Origin of the sequence: Actinoallomurus sp. CA-142502 (assembly GCF_050936355.1) — a bacterium.
Classification (GTDB): Bacteria; Actinomycetota; Actinomycetes; order Streptosporangiales; family Streptosporangiaceae; genus Actinoallomurus; species Actinoallomurus iriomotensis.
Window position 1 is genome coordinate 2,696,611 of sequence record NZ_JBNJMY010000001.1, and the last position, 19,534, is coordinate 2,716,144.

A 19,534-nucleotide genomic window follows, 5' to 3' on the forward strand; every position below is an offset into this window, starting at 1 on the left:
GGCGGGCGGCGGGCGAACCAACGCGGCGGGATCTACGTCACCTCGGCTCGTCGCGGCGGCTCTCCAGTTCCTTGAGCAGGTGCTGGAGCTCGTCGCGGATCCAGTCGCGGGTGGCGACCTCGTTCATCGCCATGCGCAGGCTGGCCACCTCGCGCGTGAGGTACTCGGTGTCGGACACGTTGCGCTCGTGCCGGGCCCGGTCGCCCTCGTACTGCACGCGGTCGCGGTAGTCCTGGCGGTTCTGGGCCAGCAGGATCAGCGGCGCGGCGTACGAGGCCTGGAGCGACAGCATGAGGGTCAGGAAGATGAAGGGGTACGGATCGAACCGCACGCCGTGCGGGACGAGCATGTTCCAGCCGAACCACACGACGACGAACACGGTCATGTACACGAGGAACCGGGCGGTGCCGAGGAACCGCGCGATGTTCTCGGAGAACTGCCCGAACGCCTCGGGGTCGTAGTAGAGCCGCGGCACCAGCTGCCGGCGGATGTCCCGGGGCTGGTCGAGGCGGCCGATGCGGCGCTGATCGCGCGCCCGGTCCAGGCCGATGCTCATCGTCACTCCTTTCCGCGCAGGGCCTCTTCTTCGGCGTCCACGCCAATGCCGGGGTCGGTGTCCATCCCGCTCTCGCGCCAGTCGTCCGGCAGGAGATGGTCGAGCACGTCGTCGACGGTCACGGCGCCGAGCAGCCGGCCGTTCTCGTCCACGATCGGCACGGACACGAGGTTGTAGGTCGCCAGGTAGCTGGAGACCGTCTCCAGGGGCAGTTCGGGCCGCAGCGGGTCCAGCTCGGTGTCACAGATCGCGCTGACGAGCGTGGGCGGTGGCTCGCGCAGCAGCCTCTGGAAGTGCACCGTGCCGAGGTAGCGGCCGGTGGGGGTCTCGTTCGGCGGCCGGCAGACGTACACCTGGGCGGCCAGCGCCGGGTTCAGGTCGGGGTTGCGGATCTGCGCGAGCGCCTCGGCGACGGTGGCGTCCGGGGAGACGATCACCGGTTCGGTGGTCATCATGCCGCCCGCGCTGTCGTCGGCGTAGGTCAGCAGCCGGCGCAGCGGCGCGGCGTCCTCCGGCTGCATCAGCGCCAGCAGCTGCTCGCGCTGTTCGGAGGGCAGCTCGCCCAGCAGGTCGGCCGCGTCGTCGGGGCCCATCTCCTCCAGGACGTCCGCGGCGCGGTCGATGTCGAGCTTACCGAGGATCTCGACCTGGTCGTCCTCGGGGAGTTCTTCGAGGACGTCGGCCAGCCGCCGGTCGTCGAGCGCGGCGGCCACCTCGGCGCGGCGTTTCGCGGACAGTTCGTGGACGACGTTCGCCAGGTCGGGGGCGCGCATCCGCTCGAACGCCGCGACAAGGCTGGCCGCGCCCTGCCCCTCCTCGAGCACGCGCAGGCCGCTGATCGCGCCCCAGTCGACCACGAGTGTCTCGCCGTGCCGCCGGCGCAGGCCGAGCCGCGCGGCGCCGCGTCCTCCGCCGGCCCAGCGGTGCCCGTGCCCGGTGCCGCCCGTACGGCGCACCGCGACCTTGGTGATCAGCCAGTCGCGCGTACGGCTCTGCTCCATGCCCAGGTCGAAGACGACGACCTGTTCGCCTCCGCTGTCGGCCAGCTCGGCCTTGCGGTCGAGCATCTCGCCGAGCGCGAGCGTCTCGGAGCCGCGTTTCTGGAACCGGCGCATGTTGATCCGGCCATCGAAGATCACCGCGCCGGCGTCGATGTTGGTGACCCGGGTGATCGGCAGGAAGACGGGGCGGTGCGGGGGGACCTCGACCACGAGCCCCAGCACGCGGGGCGCGCGCGGAGCGGGGCGCATCATGACGACGACGTCGCGCACCCGGCCGATCTGGTCTCCGGCGGGATCGAACACGGCGATCCCGGCCAGGCGCGCGACGAACACCCGCGATGGCGTTGCGGTCATGCTCGAAGGCTACCGAGACGCGTCTTCTCCAGCGGTAAAGCGTGATCTATCCCGCCCCATCCGAGGATGACACGATGGGACGCGTGACGGGGGATACCACCGGCCTCACGGAGGCCTTCGAGACGTACCGCGGGCTGCTCTTCTCCGTGGCGTACCGCATGCTGGGCTCGGTCGCCGACGCCGAGGACATCGTGCAGGACGCCTGGCTGCGCTGGTCCGGCGCCGACCGTACGGGGGTGGAGGACCCCCGGGCCTATCTGGTCCGCACGGTCACCAACACCGCGATCGACCGGCTCCGCACCGTGCGCTCGCGGCGCGAGTCCTACGTCGGCCCGTGGCTGCCCGAGCCGGTGCTCACCTCGCCCGACGTCGCCGACGACGTCGAACTGGCCGACTCCGTCTCGCTGGCCATGCTGGTCGTGCTGGAGACGCTGTCACCGCTGGAACGGGCGGTGTTCGTCCTACGGGAGGTCTTCGGGTTCTCCCACGCGGAGATCGCGGACGCGCTCGACCGGTCCGAGGCGAGTGTCCGGCAGGTGGCGGTCCGGGCCCGCCGGCACGTCACGGAGCGGCGGACGCGCTTCACCGCCGACCGCGTCGAACAGCGCCGCGTCACCGAGGAGTTCCTGTCCGCGGCGCTCGGCGGCGACATCGAACGCCTCCTCACCGTGCTGGCGCCCGACGTCGTGCTCGTGCCCGACGGCGGCGGCAAGCGCCTCGCGCCACGCCGCCCGCTCACCGGCGCCGAGGTGGCGCGCTTCCTCATCGGCATCGGGCAGCGCCCGTACGACGGCGTGGCCCCCGAGGACATGACCGTGGAGATCACCGACGTCAACGGTGCGCCGGGGGTGGTCATCCGCGGCGGAGACACGGTGCTGAGCGCGATGACCGCCGAGATCGCGGACGGCAGGGTCCACACGCTGCACCTGGTGGCCAACCCGGACAAGCTGGAGTCGATCGTCGAGCACCGCGTCCTGTCGTTCGGCCACCGCGCAGCGCGGGGCTAGCGGTCGGAGCGGCGTCTCCGGGCGCCGACCATGAACGGGTTGCGGCCGGTGGTGGTGGCCGGGCTGGGCGCCGGGCGTACGGCGGCGTAGTCGTCGGGCAGGCTGCCGGGCGCCTCGGCGACCTCGCCGGTCGGGGTGAGGCGGATGACGAACGCCTCCTTGGCCCAGCGTTCGGTCTGGTGCTCGCCGTCGGGGGCGTTGAGGCGGGTCTTGGCGAGCAGGGGCACCACGGCCGCCCACTCTTCGGAGTCCGGCTCCACCTGCTCGACGGCGGCGATCCAGGAGACCAGGCGGCCGCCCTTGTCCTTGCTGCGGACCGTCACCGTGATCCGCTCGGCCTCCGGCAGGCCGGGCAGCGGCTGTTCGATGCCGCCGGTGACGACGTACGCGGCGCTCTGCTCGCCGTACGCGTGCCAGACGTGCCAGGCGGCGCGCGGGTAGGGCAGGTCGGGCAGCGCCAGCCACAGCATGCCCGACTTCTTGGTGGCCTCCTCGACCAGCGCGGCGATGTCCACGATCGCAGTCTCCCACGGGTGGATACCATCCGGTGCATGCGCTCTCGCCGGACGACGCTCGCGGTGCCCGCCAGCAACCCGCGCTTCATCGAGAAGGCGCGGGAGCTGCCCGCCGACGAGTTCTTCCTCGATCTGGAGGACGCGGTCGCGCCGCAGGCCAAGGAGGAGGCGCGGGCGCACGTCGTCGCGGCGCTGAACGCCGGCGGCTGGGGCGACCGGGTCCGCGTCGTACGGATCAACGACGTGACCACCCCGTACGCCTACCGGGACGTCATCGAGGTCGTCGAGGGCGCGGGGGCGAACCTCGACTGCCTCATGCTGCCCAAGGCGAGCTCACCGGACCACGTGGTCTGGCTGGACCTGCTGCTCACCCAGATCGAGCAGGCGTCGGGTCTGCCGGTCGGCCGGATCGGCATCGAGGCCCAGATCGAGGACGCGCGCGGGCTGACCCGGGTCGACGAGATCGCGGGCTCCTCGCGGCGCCTGGAGACGCTGGTGTTCGGGCCCGGCGACCTGATGGCGTCGCTCAACATGAAGACCCTGGTGGTCGGGGAGCAGCCGCCCGGGTACACCGAGGGCGACGCCTACCACTTCATCCTCATGCGCATCCTGCTCGCGGCCCGTGCGCACGACCTCCAGGCGATCGACGGGCCGTACTTCGGCGTCCGCGACGTCGAGGCCTTCACCCGGGCGGCACGGCGGAGCGCCGCGCTGGGCTTCGACGGCAAGTGGGTGCTGCACCCGGCGCAGATCGAGGCCGGCAACGCGGTCTACTCCCCGTCGCAGGAGGACTACGACCACGCCGAGCTGATCCTCGACGCCTACGACCACGCGACGCGTGTCCAGGGGCGGGGCGCGGCGATGCTCGGCGACGAGATGATCGACGAGGCGTCCCGCAAGATGGCCCTGGTGATCGCCGCCAAGGGCCGCGCGGCGGGCATGGAGCGTACCCGGAGTGACGAATCGTCCGCCTGATCGGGCGATCGCGCAGGTGAAGAGCTTGACGTTCCCTCGCGTAGGGGCGACTGTGAGTAACCATGAGGACCGCGCCCACGTGCCCGCGGTGCCGCGGGCGTCTCGTACCGCCCAGCGCGTGGTCGAGCGCGTGGACCTGCCTCGTACACGGCGAGGTCCCGCCGCTGCAACCGCCGATGAGGCCCTGCGCGGAGGCGCTGGAGGCCGTGCGCTCGCGGGCCCGCGTGCCGGTGTGGGTGCCCTGGCCGCCGCCCACGGGCTGGCTCGTGAGCGGGTTCGCCGAGGTCGGTGACGAGCGCAGCGGGGCGATCGCGGTGGCCGTGGCGCTGTCCGGCCCCTCGCCGATCGGCGGTCCGGCCGACCTCGTGCTGGTCGCCGAGGAGCCCGGCGTCGGGCTGGGCGCCTCGTACGCGGGGCTGAAGGGCCCCGACCCCGGCCACGACTTCGGGGTCACGGCGCCGAACGCCAAGGTCGAGATCGACGGTCATCCGGTGTCGATGTGGGCGCTGGGCACGGAGAAGACGGCGGCGTACGCGGGCGAGGCGCTCGCGAACTGGATCTGGGCGGTGCTGTGGCCCGAGTCCGCCGGCGTCCTCATGGTCGAGCAACTCGCCCTGCGCGACCTGCGCGAGGCGCCACTCGATCTGCCGTACGGCGCCGCGTGCCCCCGACTAACGTGATCGGGTGCTCATCGACCTCCACTGCCACAGCTCCGTCTCCGACGGCACCCAGCCGCCCGCCGACGTCGTACGCCGAGCCCACGCCGCGGGCGTCGGCGTGCTCGCGCTGACCGACCACGACACCGTCGCGGGCCACGCCGAGGCCGCGGGTGCGCTGCCGCCCGGTATGACGCTGGTCCGCGGCATGGAGCTGTCGTGCCGGCTGCGCGACCACAGCGTCCACCTCCTGGCCTACCTGTTCGACCCGGAGGAGCCACTGCTCGCGGCCGAGCGCGAGCGCATCCGCGACGACCGCGCGCACCGGGCGCGCGGCATGGTCCAGCGGCTGGGCGAGCTGGGTGCGCCGGTCACCTGGGAACTGGTGGCGCGGATCACCGGCGACTCCGTACCCGGCCGTCCGCACATCGCCCGCGCCATGGTCGAGGCGGGCGTCGTGGCGACCGTGGAGGACGCCTTCACCGCGGAGTGGATCGGCGCGGGCGGGCGGGCGTACGTCGACCGGTACGCCCTGGACCCGGTCCGCGCGGTGCGGCTCGTACGCGAGGCGGGCGGCGTCCCGGTGCTGGCCCATCCGCGGGCGTCGCGGCGGGGCTACGGCGTGCCCGACGACGCGATCGCGAGCCTGGCCGAGGCCGGGCTGGCGGGGCTGGAGGCCGACCATCCGGACCACGCCCCGGAGGACCGCGCGGCCCTGCGGGCGCTGGCGGGCGAGCTGGGCCTCTTCGTCACCGGCGCGAGCGACGACCACGGCGAGCTGACGGGTCACCGGCTGGGCTGCGAGACCACCGCCCCGGAGGCGTACGAGGCCCTGCGCGCCCTGGCCACGGGGGCGGTTCCGGACGTCAGGTGAGCAGGGACCGGGCCAGCATCATGGCGGCGAGGGCCGCGAAGAGCAGGGCGGACAGGCCGGTGAAGGCGCCCTGCCCCTTCGGGCCGACGCGGCGGCCCGAGAGCGCCACGGCGAAGGCGATGACCGCCTCCAGGCCCGACGCCACGCCGAACCAGGTCACGGTGAACACCGCCATCCCCGCGTCGCCCGCGAGGTGCCGGGCGCGCAGCATCGTCGGCGTGCCGGTGGCCAGCCAGAACGTCCACGTGAGCGGGTTGGCGAGGTTCGCGGTCACGCCCTTCCAGAAGGCCCGGATCCGGGCCGCCGGCACGGTGCCGTGGTGCCACAGCCGCCACGCCTCGCGTACCGCCTGGAACGCGAGGAAGGCGAAGACGCACGCGCCCGCCAGACCGACCCAGAACTCCGCCCGCGCCACGGCCGCGATCAGCCACGCGAACGCCAGCGCGGGCAGCAGCAGGAGCGCGTCGGCGGTCGCGGAGCCGAGGATGACGCGGAACGCCGGGGCGAAGCCGCGTGTCGCGGCCTCGTTGAGGATCGTGACGAAGATCGGGCCGACGGAGACCGCCGCGCCGGTGCCGAGGAGCACGCCGAGCCAGAGGACCTCGAGCATCACCTGACCTCGCCGGGCGGTCGCGCCGTCACCATTCGGTGATGTTAGGACACCGAAAACCATCCTCCGGACCCGGTCGGGCCGCGCGTCCGGGGGCAGGCCGCGAGGCGGGGACGCTCCTGCGAGGGGCGGGACGAAAGGCGGGGGATGAACAGGGAGATCTGGACCGCGGTCGACGACTACTTCGACGGGGCGCTCGTGCCGCCCGACGCCGCGCTGGACGCGGCGCTGGCGGCCTCGGAGGAGGCGGGGTTGCCGCGGATCGCCGTCCCGCCGAACCAGGGCAAGGTGTTGTGGTTCCTGGCGCGGCTCCAGGGGGCGCGCCGCATCCTGGAGGTCGGCACGCTCGGCGGCTACAGCACGATCTGGCTGGCCCGCGCGCTGCCCGAGGACGGCCGCCTGATCACGCTGGAGGCCGACCCGGGACACGCCGCGGTCGCCCGCGGCAACATCGAGCACGCCGGGCTCGCCAAGGTCGTCGAGGTACGCCTCGGGCCCGCGCTGGAGACGCTGCCCGAGATCGCCGCCGAGGGGCTCGGGCCGTTCGACATGGTCTTCGTCGACGCCGACAAGTCCGCCGGCGCGGACTACTTCGCCTGGGCGGTCGAGCTGTCCCGTCCCGGCACGCTGATCGTGGTGGACAACGTCGTACGGCGCGGCGAGGTCGTCGCTCCCGGGAACGACGACCCGGACGTCCTGGGCGTCCGCCGGCTGGCCGACGCGGTGGCGGCCGACCCGAGGGTCACCGGCGTGGCACTGCAGACGGTGGGGCGGAAGGGACATGACGGGTTCCTGATGGCTCTGGTCGAGGACGCCTGAGGCGAGCCGGCGCACAGGGGCAAACCCGGGCACTCGCGGCGGCGTCCAACGGGTGTGAGCGGTCGCCATCCGCTCGTCACCGGAGGACCCGATGCCCGACCCCATGCCCGACATCGCGCCCCTGCGGCCGGACGATCCGGCGCGCCTGGGGCCCTACACGCTGGTCGGCTGGCTGGGGCACGGCGGGTACGGCGTGGTCTACCTGGCCGAGGCGGCCGGCGCCGGACGGGTGGCGGTCAAGCTGCTGCGGACCGCCATGGCCGAGGCGGGCGGCGAGCGGGAGCGGTTCGCCCGTGAGGCGGCGGCGGTCGAACAGGTCGCGCGGTTCTGCACCGCCCAGGTCCTGGACGCCGACATCGACGGCGACCGGCCCTACATCGTCAGCGAGTACGTCCCCGGGCCGTCCCTGTACGCCCTCGTGGCCGAGGGCGGGCCGCTCGCGGGCGGTGCGCTCGACCGCCTGGCCATCGGGACCGCCACCGCGCTGGTCGCCATCCACCAGGCCGGCGTCATCCACCGCGACTTCAAGCCGCCGAACGTTCTCATGGGCCCCGACGGCCCCCGTGTGATCGATTTCGGCGTCGCGCGGATCGTGGACCGCGCCGCCACGCTCACCGGGCACACGCCCGGCACGCCGGCGTACATGGCGCCCGAGCAGGTCTCCGGGGGAGAGGTGACGCCGGCCGTCGACGTGTTCGCCTGGGGCGCGACGATGGTCTACGCCGCGAGCGGCACCCCGCCGTTCGGCCGCGACTCGCTCGCCGTGCTCGCCCACCGGATCGTGCACGAGCCGCCTGAGCTGGGTGCGCTCACCGGAGGCCTGCGCGCGCTCGTCGCCGAGTGTCTCGCCAAGGACCCGGCCGGACGGCCGTCCGCGAGCGCGCTCCTGATGCGCCTGCTCGGCCACACGACGGTGCCCGGCGGCCGGCCGGGCGAGACCGCGATCATGACCGAGGGCATGAGCGCGGCGGCCGTGCCGCCGCCGGGCGACGTCGCGCGGGCGGTCGCGTCACCGCCGGAGACGCAGGCGGTGGCCGCGGACCCGGGGGGACGGAGGCGCGGCTGGCCGCCGGCGGTCGCCGCAGCGATCGCCGCCGTCGCGGTGGCCGGGGCGGCGGTGGCCGCGGTCATCGCCTTCCACGCCGGCGACCGGCCGCCGCGACCGGGACCGACGACGACCGTCTACACGAGCGGTCCGGGCCACCGGGTGCCGCCCGCGTCCGGCGGTTCCTCCCCGCGCTCATCCTCCCCGCCCGGCCGGCCCGTCGCCCGGCCGACGCTGTACGTGCGGGCGGGCGACTGCGACCTCGGCGCGGCCGGTCTGACCTGCACCGTCACGCTGCGCGGCGAAGGCGCGCCGGTCCACTGGAGCGCGACGACCGGTGACCCGCTGACGGTGGCCCCCGCGAGCGGCTCGCTGAACCCCGGCGAGACGGCCACCGTCACGATCACCCTGCGTCCGGCGACCCCGCGAGCGGCCGGCGCGGCCACCGTGACGATCACCGGCCCGGGCCGTACGCAGACGGTGCAGGTCACGTGGGAGGGCGAGCCGTCCACCGATCCGTCGTCCGGCTGAGTACCACGTGCCGCACGCACCGAAGGCCCGGAGTCGGTAGGGTTTCTCACGTGGACGCGCGTATCGACAAAGTGGTGACGTCGGGCAAGGTCACGGTCGACGACACCGAGTACGACATCGAGGCCAACACCTACATCGTCGGCGACGACGAGGCGGTGATCGTCATCGATCCCGCCTTCGACGCCGAGCCCGTCATCGAGGCGGTCGACGAGCGGGAGATCATGGCCGTCATCTGCACCGACGGCAGGGAGACCCACCTGGGCTCCGTCCTGGAGGTCGCCGAGGCCGACGAGGAGGACCCCGCCCCGGTCGCGCTGCACACGCGTGACCGCCTGCTGTGGCGTCAGTACTTCCGTGCGCTCGCCGACAAGGACGAGGACGCCGACTTCCTGAAGGATCTCCAGCCCGACCTCGACATCGAGGACAGCGGCGTCTTCGAGATCGCGGGCGCGCAGCTCGAGGTCATGCACACGCCCGGCCACTCGCCGGGGAGCATCTGCCTCTACAGCGAGCAACTCGGGGTGCTGTTCACCGGCGACACGCTGCACAAGGGACGGCCGGGCCGCGTGGGGCCGGACTACCCCGAGCTGCAGGAGCAGCTCAACTCCATCGGGGCGATCCTCAGCCCGCTGCCGCGCGAGACCCGCATCCTGCCGGGTCAGGGCGACGAGAGCACGGTCGGCGACGAGGACTCCCAGTGGGAGAGCTGGTTCGCCCTCGCCCAGGAGCCCGAGTCCGAGGCCTGAGCGGGTCCCGGCGATGGCGGCCGAGCAGCTCGGTTTCGAGGGGATGCCCAAGCGGCTCTACCCTTGCACGCCCTCACGGCTGAACACCTGGCTGGACTGCCCGCGCCGCTACCGCATGACCTACCTCGACCGGCCCAAGCCGGAAAAGGGCCCGCCGTGGGCGCACAACAGCGTCGGGGCGAGCGTCCACAACGCGCTCGCGGGCTGGTGGCGGCTGCCCGTCGCGGACCGCACGCCCGAGGCGGCGGGGCGGCTGCTGGAGCGGGGCTGGCTGACCGACGGGTTCCGTGACGCGGACCAGTCCGCCGACTGGCGGCGACGGTCCCGCGCCATGGTCGAGCATTACGTCTCCGGCCTCGACCCGGCCGACGAGCCGGTCGGCGTCGAACGCACCGTGTCGATGAAGACCCACCTGATCACCGTCCAGGGGCGCATCGACCGGCTCGACCGCCGCGACGGCGAGCTCGTCGTGGTCGACTACAAGACCGGCCGTCGGCCGCTCACCTCGGACGACGCCCGGTCGTCGCTGGCGCTCGCGCTGTACGCCGCGGCCTCCTGGCGGATGATGCGGGCTCCGTGCCGCCTCGTCGAGCTGCACCACCTGCCCACCGGGGAGGTCGCGGTCTGGGAGCACACCGAGGAGTCACTCGGCCGCCATCTGCGGCGCGCCGAGGACATCGCCGGAGAGTGCGCCGAGGCCGACGAGTGGTACCGCGAGAACGTCCCGGCGGGCCCGCGCACCGGCCCGCCGCACGCCGGCTTCGACGAGACGTTCCCACCCCGCCCGGGCGCGCTGTGCGCGTGGTGCGACTACGTGCGGCACTGTCCGGAGGGTCGGCAGGCGGCTCCGGCGCGCGATCCCTGGTCCGCACTGCCGGAGGAGGTCTGACCCCGGCCCAGGCCGGGGGTCTCCGGTGGTGCGGGGAGGTGTGCAGGCCGTTTAGGCCCGGTGGGCGGCTTCGGCGCGCGATCCCTGGCCTGCGCTGCCGGAGGAGGTCTGAGCCCGGTTCAGGCCGGGGTGTCTCCAGCGCGCCGAGGGTCGTGTAGGCCGGTGGGCGGCTCCGGTGCGGGTTCCCTGTCCGGGTGCGCGGTGCGCGTGGTGTGACTACGTGCGGCTCTGTCCGGAGGGTCGGCGGGCCGCTCCGGCGCGCGATCCCTGGTCCGCGCTGCCCGAGGACGTCTGCCCCCGGCCCAGGCCGGGGGCGTGTAGGCCGGTGGGCGGCTCCGGTGCGGGTTCCCTGTCCGGGTGCGCTGTGCGCGTGGTGTGACTACGTGCGGCTCTGTCCGGAGGGTCGGCAGGCGGCTCCGGCGCGCGATCCCTGGTCCGCGCTGCCCGAGGAGGTCCGGTCCGGCTCACACCCGTGCGGTCTCCGGCCAGCGGCGGGGGTCGCGTAGGCCGGCGAGGCCGCGGCCGAGGTCGTAGCCCTCGGCGGCGAGGCGCTCGCGCGCACCGGCCAGCATCCGCCGGGTCGTCGGCTGGAACGACTTGTCGTGCAGGGGCTCGGGCATGGAGTTCATGGCCAGCCGGAACGACCGCAGCCCCGCGCTCACGAGCGGCTGCGGGATCTCCGGCAGCATCCCGTACATCCGCCGGGCCCAGAGGGGCAGCGAGTAGTAGCAGAGCGCGCCGAAGGGCATGTACAGCGGCTTGCCCGGCCGCAGGAACCGCATCTCGTGCGGCAGCTTCGGCCACAGCAGGAAGCGTACGGCCCCCTGTGCCTCCGGCGTGACCTTCAGCTGCGGGCGCATGTCGGCGAAGTAGGCCTCCATCTCCGCGACGCTGCCGGGCACGTCCTCCTCGTGCAGGCCGACGTAGGTGGCGCTGCGGCGCTGCTCGGCCAGGTAGCGGTCGGCCTGCGCGTCGCTGAGCCGCAGCCCGGAGCGCCGGGCCACCTCAAGGTAGGAGTAGACCTCGGCGCAGTGCACCCAGAGCAGCAGCTCGGGTTCGTCGACCCGGTGGAGCCGCCCCGTGTCGGGGTCCTTGACGCGCAGGGCCCGGTGGATGCCGCGCACCCTGCGGCCGAGCTCATCGGCCTCATCGGGAGTACCCCAGGTCACGACGCCCACGAAGTCGGCGGTGCGCTGCAGCCGGCCGATCGGGTCGGTCTGGAAGGTGGAGTTCTGCCAGACGCCTCGCATCGCGATCGGGTGCAGGGCCTGGAGCATGAGGCTGCGCACGCCTCCGACCCACATCGACCGGTCGATGTGCACCTGCCAGGTGACGCTCTGGGGGGACTGGACGGTCGCTTCCATGGCGACCATCGTAAGTGACTTATTACATGAGACGAAAGGTGTCTCTCGTCTCATGTACGCCGGATGCGGTCAGGTGCGCTCGGCGTCGTTCCAGAACGCGGTGAGCGCGCTCGCCGTCGTCTCGGGCGCCTCGACGGCGGGAGAGTGTGCGGCGCCGGGGATGACCACCTTCCGGGCACCCAGGCGCTCGGCCATGAGGGCCTGGGTCTGGGGCTCCCAGGCGTCGTCGTTCTCCCCGTACAGGACGAGGACGGGCACGCCGGCGCCGTCGGTCGCCTTGGCGAGCTCGTCGACCCGGTCGGCGCAGGACAGCAGCTCGTTCGCCATGCCCAGCAGCCCGGAGCGGGAGCTCATGAACATCCGCCGCCGCAGGAAGGCGACGATCTCGGGCGCCACCCCCTTGGAGAGGACCTCCGGCTCCATCCGCGTCGACCACAGGTGTTCGAGCCCCACCTTCGGCAGCGCGGAGAGCAGGACCCGCCCCTCCACCTCGCGGCCGCCGGTGATCGCCGCCGGGCCCGAGCTCATGAGGGTGAAGGACTCGACCAGGGCCGGATCGCCGATCACCGTCTCGCGTGTCACCAGGCCGCCGAAGGAGTGCCCGACCAGGTGGACCGGGTCTCCGATCGACTCGATCACCGCGGCGATGTCGGCGCCCAGCTCGGCGCAGCCGTACGCGGAGGCGTCATCCGGCCCCGGCGTCTCGAACTGGCCGCGCATGTCGAGCGTGATCACGCGTCGTCCCGCGCCGGCCAGCGTCTGCAGGACCGAGATGAAGTCTTCCTTGCTCCCCGTGAAGCCGGGTATCAGCAGAGCCGGGCCGCGTTCGGAGATCCCTGACCCGGGAAACGCCTCAAGCGCGGCGAAAGCACCGCGTGAAGTCTCGATGTCCGTCCGGCGAACACCGGGGGGCAGAGTAAGAAACCGGGGCGTACTCACTGGCAGGAGCTTACTTGCCGATGTCGAAGCGACACCAGCTTAGCGCTTTCGCTGGTTAACGCCCCTCGCGGGGCACCGTACGCTTCAGTCATGACGGTCGCCGTCTCAGCACACAAGGGCGGGTCGGAAGACGCGCCACCGGCCACATGGCAGGCGTACGAGACCGCCCTCACGACGGGCGCGGAGTACGTCGAGTTCGACATCCGGCGCACGCGTGACGGTGATCTCGTGGTCTTCCACGACTCCCACATCGCCGGCCGTCCCATCGCGGGGCTCGCCTACGAGGAGCTCTGCGTCGCGGTCGGTCACCGGGTGCCGCTGGTCCGCGACGTGATGAGGTTGATCGCCGGAAAGGCGGTCGGCCATCTGGACCTCAAGGAGACCGGGTACGAGCACGAGGTCGTGAAGATGGCCCTCGACCTGCTCGGGCCCGGCAACTTCGTCGCCACGACACTCGTGGACTCCTCGATCGCGGAGATCAAGAAGCGTCATCCGGAGGTCACGACGGCGCTGTCCCTGGGCCGCGACCTGCGGGAGGTCGGCCGGTGGCTGCGGCTGCCGGTGCGCGCCCGCGAGCTGTACCCGCTCGGGCGGATGCGGGCCTGCGGCGCCGACTGGCTGGCGGTGCACCGCCGCCTGGCCCGGGCGAACGTCCTGCGGCTCTGCGGCCGGTTCGGCATCCCCGCGATGGTCTGGACGGTCAACGGGGAGCCGCAGATGCGGCGGTTCCTGGCCGATTCGCGTGTGGCGGTGTTGATCACCGATCGTCCGCGCCATGCCTTGAGTCTGCGGGCCTGAGCAAGGGGTGCGGCTCTGCGGTCGGTTCGGCATCTCCGCGATGGTGCGGCGGTTCCTGGCTGATTCGCGTGTGGCGGTGTTGATCACCGATCGTCCGCGCCATGCCTTGAGTCTGCGGGCCTGAGTAAGGGGTGCGGTTCTGCGGTCGGTTCGGCATTTCCGCGATGATGTGGCGGTTCCCGGCCGATTCGCGTGTGGCGGTGTTGATCACCGACCGCCCGCGCCACGCCCTGAGCCTGCGCGGGTCCTGCGGGAGGGCATGAGAAAGGGGCGCGGTCCGTAGCCACGCCCCTTGGTCACGTCCGCGTCAGACCGGCCTGCGCGCCCCTCCGGTGCGGGAGCGGCGCCGCCGCCTCGGCTGGGACTGCGCCGGCTCGGGCAGGTGGGCCGCCTCGGCCTCGGGGTCGACAGGCGGTGCCATGAACTGCACGACGGGAACACCGGCGGGCGTCGAGGCGACCGGGGCCTGTCGCGGAGCCGGTGCCGCGGGTGTCTCCGCGGGAGCGGTGTCGGTGGTGTCGATGGTTTCGATGGTGTCGGTGGCTTCGATGGTTTCGGTGACTTCGGTGGTGGCGTCGGTGCTCGTCTCGGCACCGCGGCGGGTGCGCCGCCGGGACCGGGACGGGCGGGTGCCTTCGGCGGCGACGGTCTCGGCCTGCGGCTCCGGGACGGCGGGAGCGGTCTGCTCCTCGGTGACCGTCTCGGTGACCGCCGGCGCCGCGTCGGCGTCGATCGGCTGTCCGCCGCGGGTCCGCGTGCGACTGCGCTTGCGCGGCTTGCTGCGCGGCTCCGAGCGCCTCGGTGAGCGGGACCGCCCGGTCTCGCCGATGTCCTCGACCTCCTCGGCCTCGAGTCCGGCGCGCTCGCGCTGGGCCTTCGGCAGGGTGCCGGTGATGTCGGTCGGGACGTCGAGCGCCTCGTAGAGGTGGTCGGACGTGGAGTAGGTCTCGGCCGGCTCAGGGATTCCCAGGTCGAGCGCCGCGTTGATCAGCTTCCAGCGCTGGAGGTCGGACCAGTCGACGAGCGTGACCGCGATGCCCTCCTTGCCCGCCCGGCCCGTACGGCCGATGCGGTGCACGTAGGTGTCGGCGGCGTCGGGGCACTCGTAGTTGACGACGTGGGTCACGTCGTCGACGTCGATGCCGCGGGCCGCCACATCGGTGGCCACGAGGACGTCGATCTTGCCGGCCCGGAACGCCCGCAGCGCCCGCTCACGCTGGCCCTGGCCCAGGTCGCCGTGCACGGCCGCGGCCGCGAATCCGCGTTTGGCCAGATCCTCGGCGACACGGTCGCAGGCACGCTTGGTCTGGCAGAACACCATGGTCAGGCCACGGCCACGCGCCTGCAGGACGCGGGCGAGCAGCTCGGGCTTGTCCATCTGGTGTGCCTGGAAGACGTGCTGGGCGACCTGCGGGGTCGCCTCGGACTCCTCGTGCGACTCGGCCCGTACGTTGGTGGGCCGGGTGAGGTACCTGCGGGACAGCGCGACGATCTCGCCCGGCATGGTCGCCGAGAACAACATCGTCTGCCGGCGCGCGGGCACCCGCTCGACGAGACGCTCGATGTCGGGCAGGAAGCCCAGGTCGAGCATGCGGTCGGCCTCGTCCAGGACGAGGACCGAGACCTGCGACAGGTCGAGGTACTTCTGCTTGACCAGGTCCAGCAGGCGGCCCGGCGTGCCGACGACCGCCTCGACGCCCTCGCGGAGGGCCTCGATCTGCGGTTCGTACGCGCGGCCGCCGTACACCGACAGCACGCGGGTGCCGAGCTTGCCGCCGGCGACGTTCAGGTCGCCGGTGACCTGGACGGCCAGCTCACGGGTCGGCACGATGACGAGCGCGAGCGGCTTCTTTCCGCCGTGCTCGATGCGCTGGAGCAGCGGGATGCCGAACGCGAGCGTCTTGCCCGTGCCGGTGCGCGCCTGGCCGATGATGTCGTGCCCGCTGAGCCCGATGGGCACCGCGAGTGACTGGATCGGGAACGGTTCGATGATGCCCTCGGCCTCGAGGGCAGCGGCGATTTCGGGAATGACTCCCAGATCATGAAATGTCGTCAGAGCCTTCAGCCTCCAGAGTGCGGGGTCCGCTCGGCGCCGCATGTGCACCAGGTCGGTGACGCGGCAGACCATCTCGCGGTCGCAGACTCATGCGCCGCCCGCGGCAGGGCTCGATTTCGCACCTGCCGGTCGTCGCATACGGTCGCGCGCTTGCGCGGGAGGGACCAGCCGTCAAATTCTTCCTAAGGGTGCGACCGGGGGTCGCGCTGCGCAGCGCGCGGTCACATTTCGCCACGCAGTGTAGCGGGAGAGATCGGAAACATAAAGTCCCCGACGTAAAGCTCTAACATACGTCCGTCCGCTTTCATTCCCCGCGTCCCCCTGGGGCTCGGAGGCCCGTTCGGCCTTCTGGCCTGGTGCGCCGCACCTGCGGCCGGGTGACGACGGGCCGGAGAGAGGCCGGACGGCGGCGGAGGCCGTGCTCGGCGCCTAACCCCTGGTGAGAGGCCTGGAGTGCCTCTGCGGTCCCGCGTATGGGGCCGTGGCGGGCTCCTGACCGCTTCCGGCCAGCGAGTCCGGCCAGGATGTCGCGGGGGCGAATGTTTTCGGGGCGGCGACCGAACGGGCCGTTACCGTCCGTAGACGGGATGATGGCCGGGCCGCGACGTCACGGCGAGCCGCCGGTAAAAAAGTCGCCGCCGCGCCCCGGCGCCTGGTGGCGGCCGGGACGCGGCGTTGGTCTCATGCGCCGGTGACGACGAGCCGGGTCAGAAGACCCGGTGACGCCGTCGACCGATGCCGCCGCTGAGCAGGGCGACCAGGATCGCGGCGATCACGACCGCGAAGACGAACGCCAGGACACTGCCCGCTCCCACCGCGCCGGCGACCATCCCGCCGAGGACGGCGCCGACGATCCCGACCAGGATGGTCAGCAGCACGCCCATCGGGTTGCGTCCCGGAACGACCAGACGGGCCAGCAGCCCGACTACGGCACCTATGAGGATGAACCAGATCACTGTCAGCATCGCTTGTGACACCTCCTACCGGCCGCCCTTGGGTCAGCGGCTCGATTCAGCGACCGGTATGCCCCCTAAATCCGGTGTCATTCCGGTAGAAGCACGTTAAAACGACCCAAATCCGACGGACGGGGCGTCCGCCTCCGCGATCTCCACGTAGGCCAGCTTCGCCACGGGCACCACCACACGGCCGTTCTTGCTCTTCAGGGCGAACACGCCGTCGTCCTCGGCGAGCGCGTCGGCCACCGCCTGCTCGACCTCGTCGGGGGAGAGGGACGTCTCCACGACGAGCTCCTTGGGTACGGACTGCACACCGATCCTGACCTGCACGTCTGTCCTCCGTGATCCATCCGTCGTCTCGGGGCCGCCCGCCACCGGCGAACCGGGCGTATCGGCGGTCAGCGGTCGCCCAACTATCGCACGGTCGCCCGCGTGAACTCCGGCGGCCGGGGGCGATCAGGTCGTGCGGGGGAAACCGCCGATGCCGCGCCAGGACAGCCGGGCGATGAGCCGTTCGGCCTGGTCCTTGGGGATGGTGCCGCGCTGCGACAGCCAGTAGCGCGCGCTGACCTCGGCCATGCCGACCAGACCCATGCCGAGCAGGTGCGCCTCGTCGCTGGACACGCCGGTGTCCTCCTGGATCACCTGGGCGATCATCTCCGCGCACTGCTGGTTGGTGCGCTCGACCCGCGCGCGTACCGGGGCGACGTTGCGCAGATCGGACTCGAAGACCAGGCGGTACGCCTCGCCCTCGCCGGCCACGAAGTCGTAGAAGGCCTCGATGGTCCGCTCGACCCGCAGCTTGTTGTCCGGCGTCGACTCCAGCGCGTCGCGCACGCACTGGACCAGGCCCTCGGCGTGCTCGTCGAGCAGCGCCAGGTAGAGCTCGAGCTTGCCCGGGAAGTGCTGGTAGAGCACGGGCTTGCTGACTCCGGCGCGTTCGGCGATCTCGTCCATCGCGGCGGCGTGATAGCCCTGCGCGACGAAGACCTCCTGAGCCGCGCCGAGCAGCTGACGACGGCGTGCCAGCCTCGGCAACCTCGTGCCTCGCGGGCGCGCGTCCGGGGTTGCGGTCACGTGGGTTCTCCGATCAGCTGCCGAGCGGCGCCGGAACGCGGTGACGCCTCGATCCACCATCCTACGGCCGGGTAACACCGCGTCGCGAGCACCGCCTCAGCGATAGTCGTCGTCATCGAGTTGGTCGTCGCGGACCGCCAGGTGCTGATCGGCGGCGTCCGCCTCGTCGGCCTCGGCGGGCATCGTCTCGGGCCAGCGCTCGGCGTAGTCGCGCACACGGACGTGTTGTTCGGCGGCGTCGGCGTCGTTCGCCTCGATGGGCACGGCGGGCGCCTCGGGACGCTCGCCACCCCCCGCCGGGGTGTACTGCTCGGCCGCGTCGGCCTCCGGAGTCTCCAGGCTCAGCTCGATGTCTTCCTCGGACATGCCTTCCCCCAGCCTTCTCAGAGTTGTTCGGCCAGTTCGCGTAGAACGGGCTCGATGGCCTCGCCGTAAGTCGGGAACGCGTGGACCACGTCGGTCAGGATGCTGAGCGGCGTCTCGGCGCGGATGGCCAGCGTGATCTCGCTCATCCATTCCTCAGCGTAGAGGCCGATCGCCGCCGCCCCGACGAGGACGCCTCGCGCCCGGTCGGCGTACAGCTCCACGCGGCCGCGGTCGTCGTTCTCGACCGCCGCCCGCGGCGTGTCGGACAGGTCGTACCCGGCCGCGACGAGTTCGAGGCCGGTCGCCGAGACCGGTGAGACGCCGACGGCGTACACCGTGGGCGTGGTGTAGACGGCCCGTGGCACGGCGCGGTAGTCGGCCTCGCGGCGCTTGCCGAGCACGTTGGAGACGACGACGCGCGACTGGTAGTTGGCCGCGTGGGTGTAGGGGGCCACGCCCGTGACGTCGCCCGCCGCCCAGACCGTCGTGCCGTCCGTGCCCGCCTCGGCGTCGACCACGGCCTTGCAGGTGACGTCGACCGCGATGCCCTGCTTCGGGTCGGGCCGGATGCCGAGCGTCTCCAGGCCGAGGTCGGCGACGCGCGGCCGGCGGCCGGTCGCGATGAGGATGCGGTCGGCGTCGATGTGCCCGCCGTCGGACAGGGACAGCCGCAGGCCACTCTCCGTACGTTCGGCGCGCGTGGCGCCCACGCCGAGCCGCAGGTCGGCGCCCATGCGCCGGAGCACGTCGGCGAGCTGGTCGCCGACGAACGGCGCCTCGGCGGCCAGCAGCCGGTCGGCGGCCTCAACGAGCGTCACCTGGGAGCCGAACGCGGCGTAGACCTGGCTGAGCTCGCAGCCGACCGGACCGCCGCCGAGCACGATCAGCCGGCGCGGCAGGTCGGGGCGGGTCAGCGCCTCGTCACTGGTCCAGGTCGGCACGTCGCCGATGCCCTCGACGTCCGGGGTGACCGGCTCGCTGCCGGTCGCGACCACGAGGTCGGTGTAGCCGTACTCGGCGCCGTCGACCTCGACCACGCCGGGCCGCGCGACCCGGCCCCGGCCGCGGATCACGGTCACGCCCGCCTCGGCCATCTCCGCGGCGGTGGGCGCGTCGTCGAGATGGCGGGTGACCTCGTCGCGGCGCGCGACCGCGTGCTCCCAGGTCTCCCCGCGGCGGGCGGAGCGCAGCAGCGACTTCGACGGCATGCACGCGAAGTACGGGCATTCCCCGCCGACCAGGCGGCTCTCCACCAGCGCGGCCGAGCGGCCCGCCCGCGCAAGGTCGGCGGCGATGTTCTTCCCGGCGCCGCCGCCGAGCACCAGGACGTCGTAGCGCTTGTCCTGTGCGTCCGTCACCTGATCATCCTCTCCAACGTCCACCTCGTGGTGCGTCTGTTA

General features: G+C 72.6%; 21 protein-coding genes. 9 read left to right on the forward strand and 12 right to left on the reverse strand.

What is annotated here, in order from left to right; all coding sequences use genetic code 11:
- Positions 1 to 37: 37 nt before the first annotated feature.
- Complete coding sequence (locus ACQEV1_RS13155; RefSeq protein ID WP_285618445.1) at positions 38 to 556, reverse strand: DUF1003 domain-containing protein; 519 nt, start codon at positions 554 to 556, stop codon at positions 38 to 40.
- Positions 557 to 558: 2 nt separating this feature from the next.
- Positions 559 to 1,911, reverse strand: coding sequence for a magnesium transporter MgtE N-terminal domain-containing protein (locus ACQEV1_RS13160; protein WP_285618444.1), 1,353 nt, complete (start codon positions 1,909 to 1,911; stop codon positions 559 to 561).
- A 74-nt stretch (positions 1,912 to 1,985) separates the two neighbouring features.
- On the opposite strand from ACQEV1_RS13160, the gene ACQEV1_RS13165 reads away from it, so the two are divergent.
- Positions 1,986 to 2,918, forward strand: coding sequence for an RNA polymerase sigma-70 factor (locus ACQEV1_RS13165; RefSeq protein ID WP_432705528.1), 933 nt, complete (start codon positions 1,986 to 1,988; stop codon positions 2,916 to 2,918).
- Here ACQEV1_RS13165 and ACQEV1_RS13170 read toward each other — a convergent pair.
- Positions 2,915 to 3,433, reverse strand: a complete 519-nt coding sequence (locus ACQEV1_RS13170; RefSeq protein WP_285618439.1) for a hypothetical protein — start codon at positions 3,431 to 3,433, stop codon at positions 2,915 to 2,917. The genes ACQEV1_RS13165 and ACQEV1_RS13170 overlap by 4 nt on opposite strands.
- Before the next feature lie 36 nt (positions 3,434 to 3,469).
- Between ACQEV1_RS13170 and ACQEV1_RS13175 the strand changes: the two genes are divergently transcribed.
- The 3 genes from ACQEV1_RS13175 (at position 3,470) to ACQEV1_RS13185 (ending at position 5,938) form a co-directional block, all read left to right on the forward strand.
- Entirely contained in the window at positions 3,470 to 4,408 is a 939-nt protein-coding gene (locus ACQEV1_RS13175; RefSeq protein WP_433394007.1) for an HpcH/HpaI aldolase/citrate lyase family protein, read from the forward strand.
- Positions 4,409 to 4,470: 62 nt separating this feature from the next.
- Positions 4,471 to 5,088 carry a DUF6758 family protein gene (locus ACQEV1_RS13180; RefSeq protein ID WP_285618435.1) on the forward strand — a complete coding sequence of 206 codons (618 nt, stop codon included), beginning with the start codon at positions 4,471 to 4,473 and terminating at the stop codon, positions 5,086 to 5,088.
- Positions 5,089 to 5,092: 4 nt separating this feature from the next.
- Positions 5,093 to 5,938, forward strand: coding sequence for a PHP domain-containing protein (locus tag ACQEV1_RS13185; RefSeq protein WP_285618433.1), 846 nt, complete (start codon positions 5,093 to 5,095; stop codon positions 5,936 to 5,938).
- Here the strand turns inward: ACQEV1_RS13185 and ACQEV1_RS13190 are convergent.
- Entirely contained in the window at positions 5,931 to 6,548 is a 618-nt protein-coding gene (locus ACQEV1_RS13190) for a LysE family translocator (RefSeq protein WP_285618431.1), read from the reverse strand. The two genes, ACQEV1_RS13185 and ACQEV1_RS13190, sit on opposite strands and share 8 nt — an antisense overlap.
- Positions 6,549 to 6,695: 147 nt before the next feature.
- Between ACQEV1_RS13190 and ACQEV1_RS13195 the strand changes: the two genes are divergently transcribed.
- The 4 genes from ACQEV1_RS13195 to ACQEV1_RS13210 all read left to right on the forward strand — a co-directional run bounded on the left by ACQEV1_RS13195 (position 6,696) and on the right by ACQEV1_RS13210 (position 10,578).
- Positions 6,696 to 7,367, forward strand: coding sequence for an O-methyltransferase (locus ACQEV1_RS13195; RefSeq protein WP_285618429.1), 672 nt, complete (start codon positions 6,696 to 6,698; stop codon positions 7,365 to 7,367).
- A gap of 91 nt (positions 7,368 to 7,458) precedes the next feature.
- Positions 7,459 to 8,943, forward strand: a complete 1,485-nt coding sequence (locus ACQEV1_RS13200) for a protein kinase domain-containing protein (RefSeq protein ID WP_433394010.1) — start codon at positions 7,459 to 7,461, stop codon at positions 8,941 to 8,943.
- 50 nt (positions 8,944 to 8,993) lie between these two features.
- Positions 8,994 to 9,689, forward strand: a complete 696-nt coding sequence (locus tag ACQEV1_RS13205) for an MBL fold metallo-hydrolase (RefSeq protein WP_285618426.1) — start codon at positions 8,994 to 8,996, stop codon at positions 9,687 to 9,689.
- A 13-nt stretch (positions 9,690 to 9,702) separates the two neighbouring features.
- A complete protein-coding gene (locus ACQEV1_RS13210) occupies positions 9,703 to 10,578 on the forward strand; it encodes a RecB family exonuclease (protein WP_285570613.1) in 876 nt (291 codons plus the stop codon).
- Between the two features lie 464 nt (positions 10,579 to 11,042).
- Here the strand turns inward: ACQEV1_RS13210 and ACQEV1_RS13215 are convergent, their stop codons facing one another.
- The gene (locus ACQEV1_RS13215) at positions 11,043 to 11,942 is read right to left on the reverse strand and encodes an oxygenase MpaB family protein (RefSeq protein ID WP_285618425.1); all 900 of its coding nucleotides are present in this window, start codon (positions 11,940 to 11,942) and stop codon (positions 11,043 to 11,045) included.
- 69 nt (positions 11,943 to 12,011) lie between these two features.
- Positions 12,012 to 12,881 carry an alpha/beta fold hydrolase gene (locus tag ACQEV1_RS13220; RefSeq protein ID WP_285570607.1) on the reverse strand — a complete coding sequence of 290 codons (870 nt, stop codon included), beginning with the start codon at positions 12,879 to 12,881 and terminating at the stop codon, positions 12,012 to 12,014.
- Between the two features lie 90 nt (positions 12,882 to 12,971).
- Between ACQEV1_RS13220 and ACQEV1_RS13225 the strand changes: the two genes are divergently transcribed.
- Positions 12,972 to 13,679 carry a glycerophosphodiester phosphodiesterase gene (locus ACQEV1_RS13225; RefSeq protein ID WP_433394014.1) on the forward strand — a complete coding sequence of 236 codons (708 nt, stop codon included), beginning with the start codon at positions 12,972 to 12,974 and terminating at the stop codon, positions 13,677 to 13,679.
- A gap of 307 nt (positions 13,680 to 13,986) precedes the next feature.
- On the opposite strand, the gene ACQEV1_RS13230 is transcribed toward ACQEV1_RS13225, so the two are convergent.
- The 6 genes from ACQEV1_RS13230 to ACQEV1_RS13255 all read right to left on the reverse strand — a co-directional run bounded on the left by ACQEV1_RS13230 (position 13,987) and on the right by ACQEV1_RS13255 (position 19,492).
- Positions 13,987 to 15,807: a DEAD/DEAH box helicase gene (locus ACQEV1_RS13230; protein ID WP_433394016.1), complete on the reverse strand. Its 1,821-nt coding sequence runs from the start codon at positions 15,805 to 15,807 to the stop codon at positions 13,987 to 13,989.
- Positions 15,808 to 16,442: 635 nt separating this feature from the next.
- Entirely contained in the window at positions 16,443 to 16,700 is a 258-nt protein-coding gene (locus tag ACQEV1_RS13235; RefSeq protein WP_285618423.1) for a GlsB/YeaQ/YmgE family stress response membrane protein, read from the reverse strand.
- Positions 16,701 to 16,796: 96 nt separating this feature from the next.
- The gene (locus ACQEV1_RS13240) at positions 16,797 to 17,021 is read right to left on the reverse strand and encodes a DUF3107 domain-containing protein (protein ID WP_285618422.1); all 225 of its coding nucleotides are present in this window, start codon (positions 17,019 to 17,021) and stop codon (positions 16,797 to 16,799) included.
- A 126-nt stretch (positions 17,022 to 17,147) separates the two neighbouring features.
- Complete coding sequence (locus ACQEV1_RS13245) at positions 17,148 to 17,768, reverse strand: TetR/AcrR family transcriptional regulator (protein WP_285570596.1); 621 nt, start codon at positions 17,766 to 17,768, stop codon at positions 17,148 to 17,150.
- 96 nt (positions 17,769 to 17,864) lie between these two features.
- Positions 17,865 to 18,134, reverse strand: a complete 270-nt coding sequence (locus ACQEV1_RS13250; RefSeq protein WP_285618421.1) for a hypothetical protein — start codon at positions 18,132 to 18,134, stop codon at positions 17,865 to 17,867.
- 17 nt (positions 18,135 to 18,151) lie between these two features.
- Positions 18,152 to 19,492, reverse strand: coding sequence for a dihydrolipoyl dehydrogenase family protein (locus ACQEV1_RS13255; RefSeq protein WP_285618420.1), 1,341 nt, complete (start codon positions 19,490 to 19,492; stop codon positions 18,152 to 18,154).
- Positions 19,493 to 19,534 lie beyond the last annotated feature (42 nt).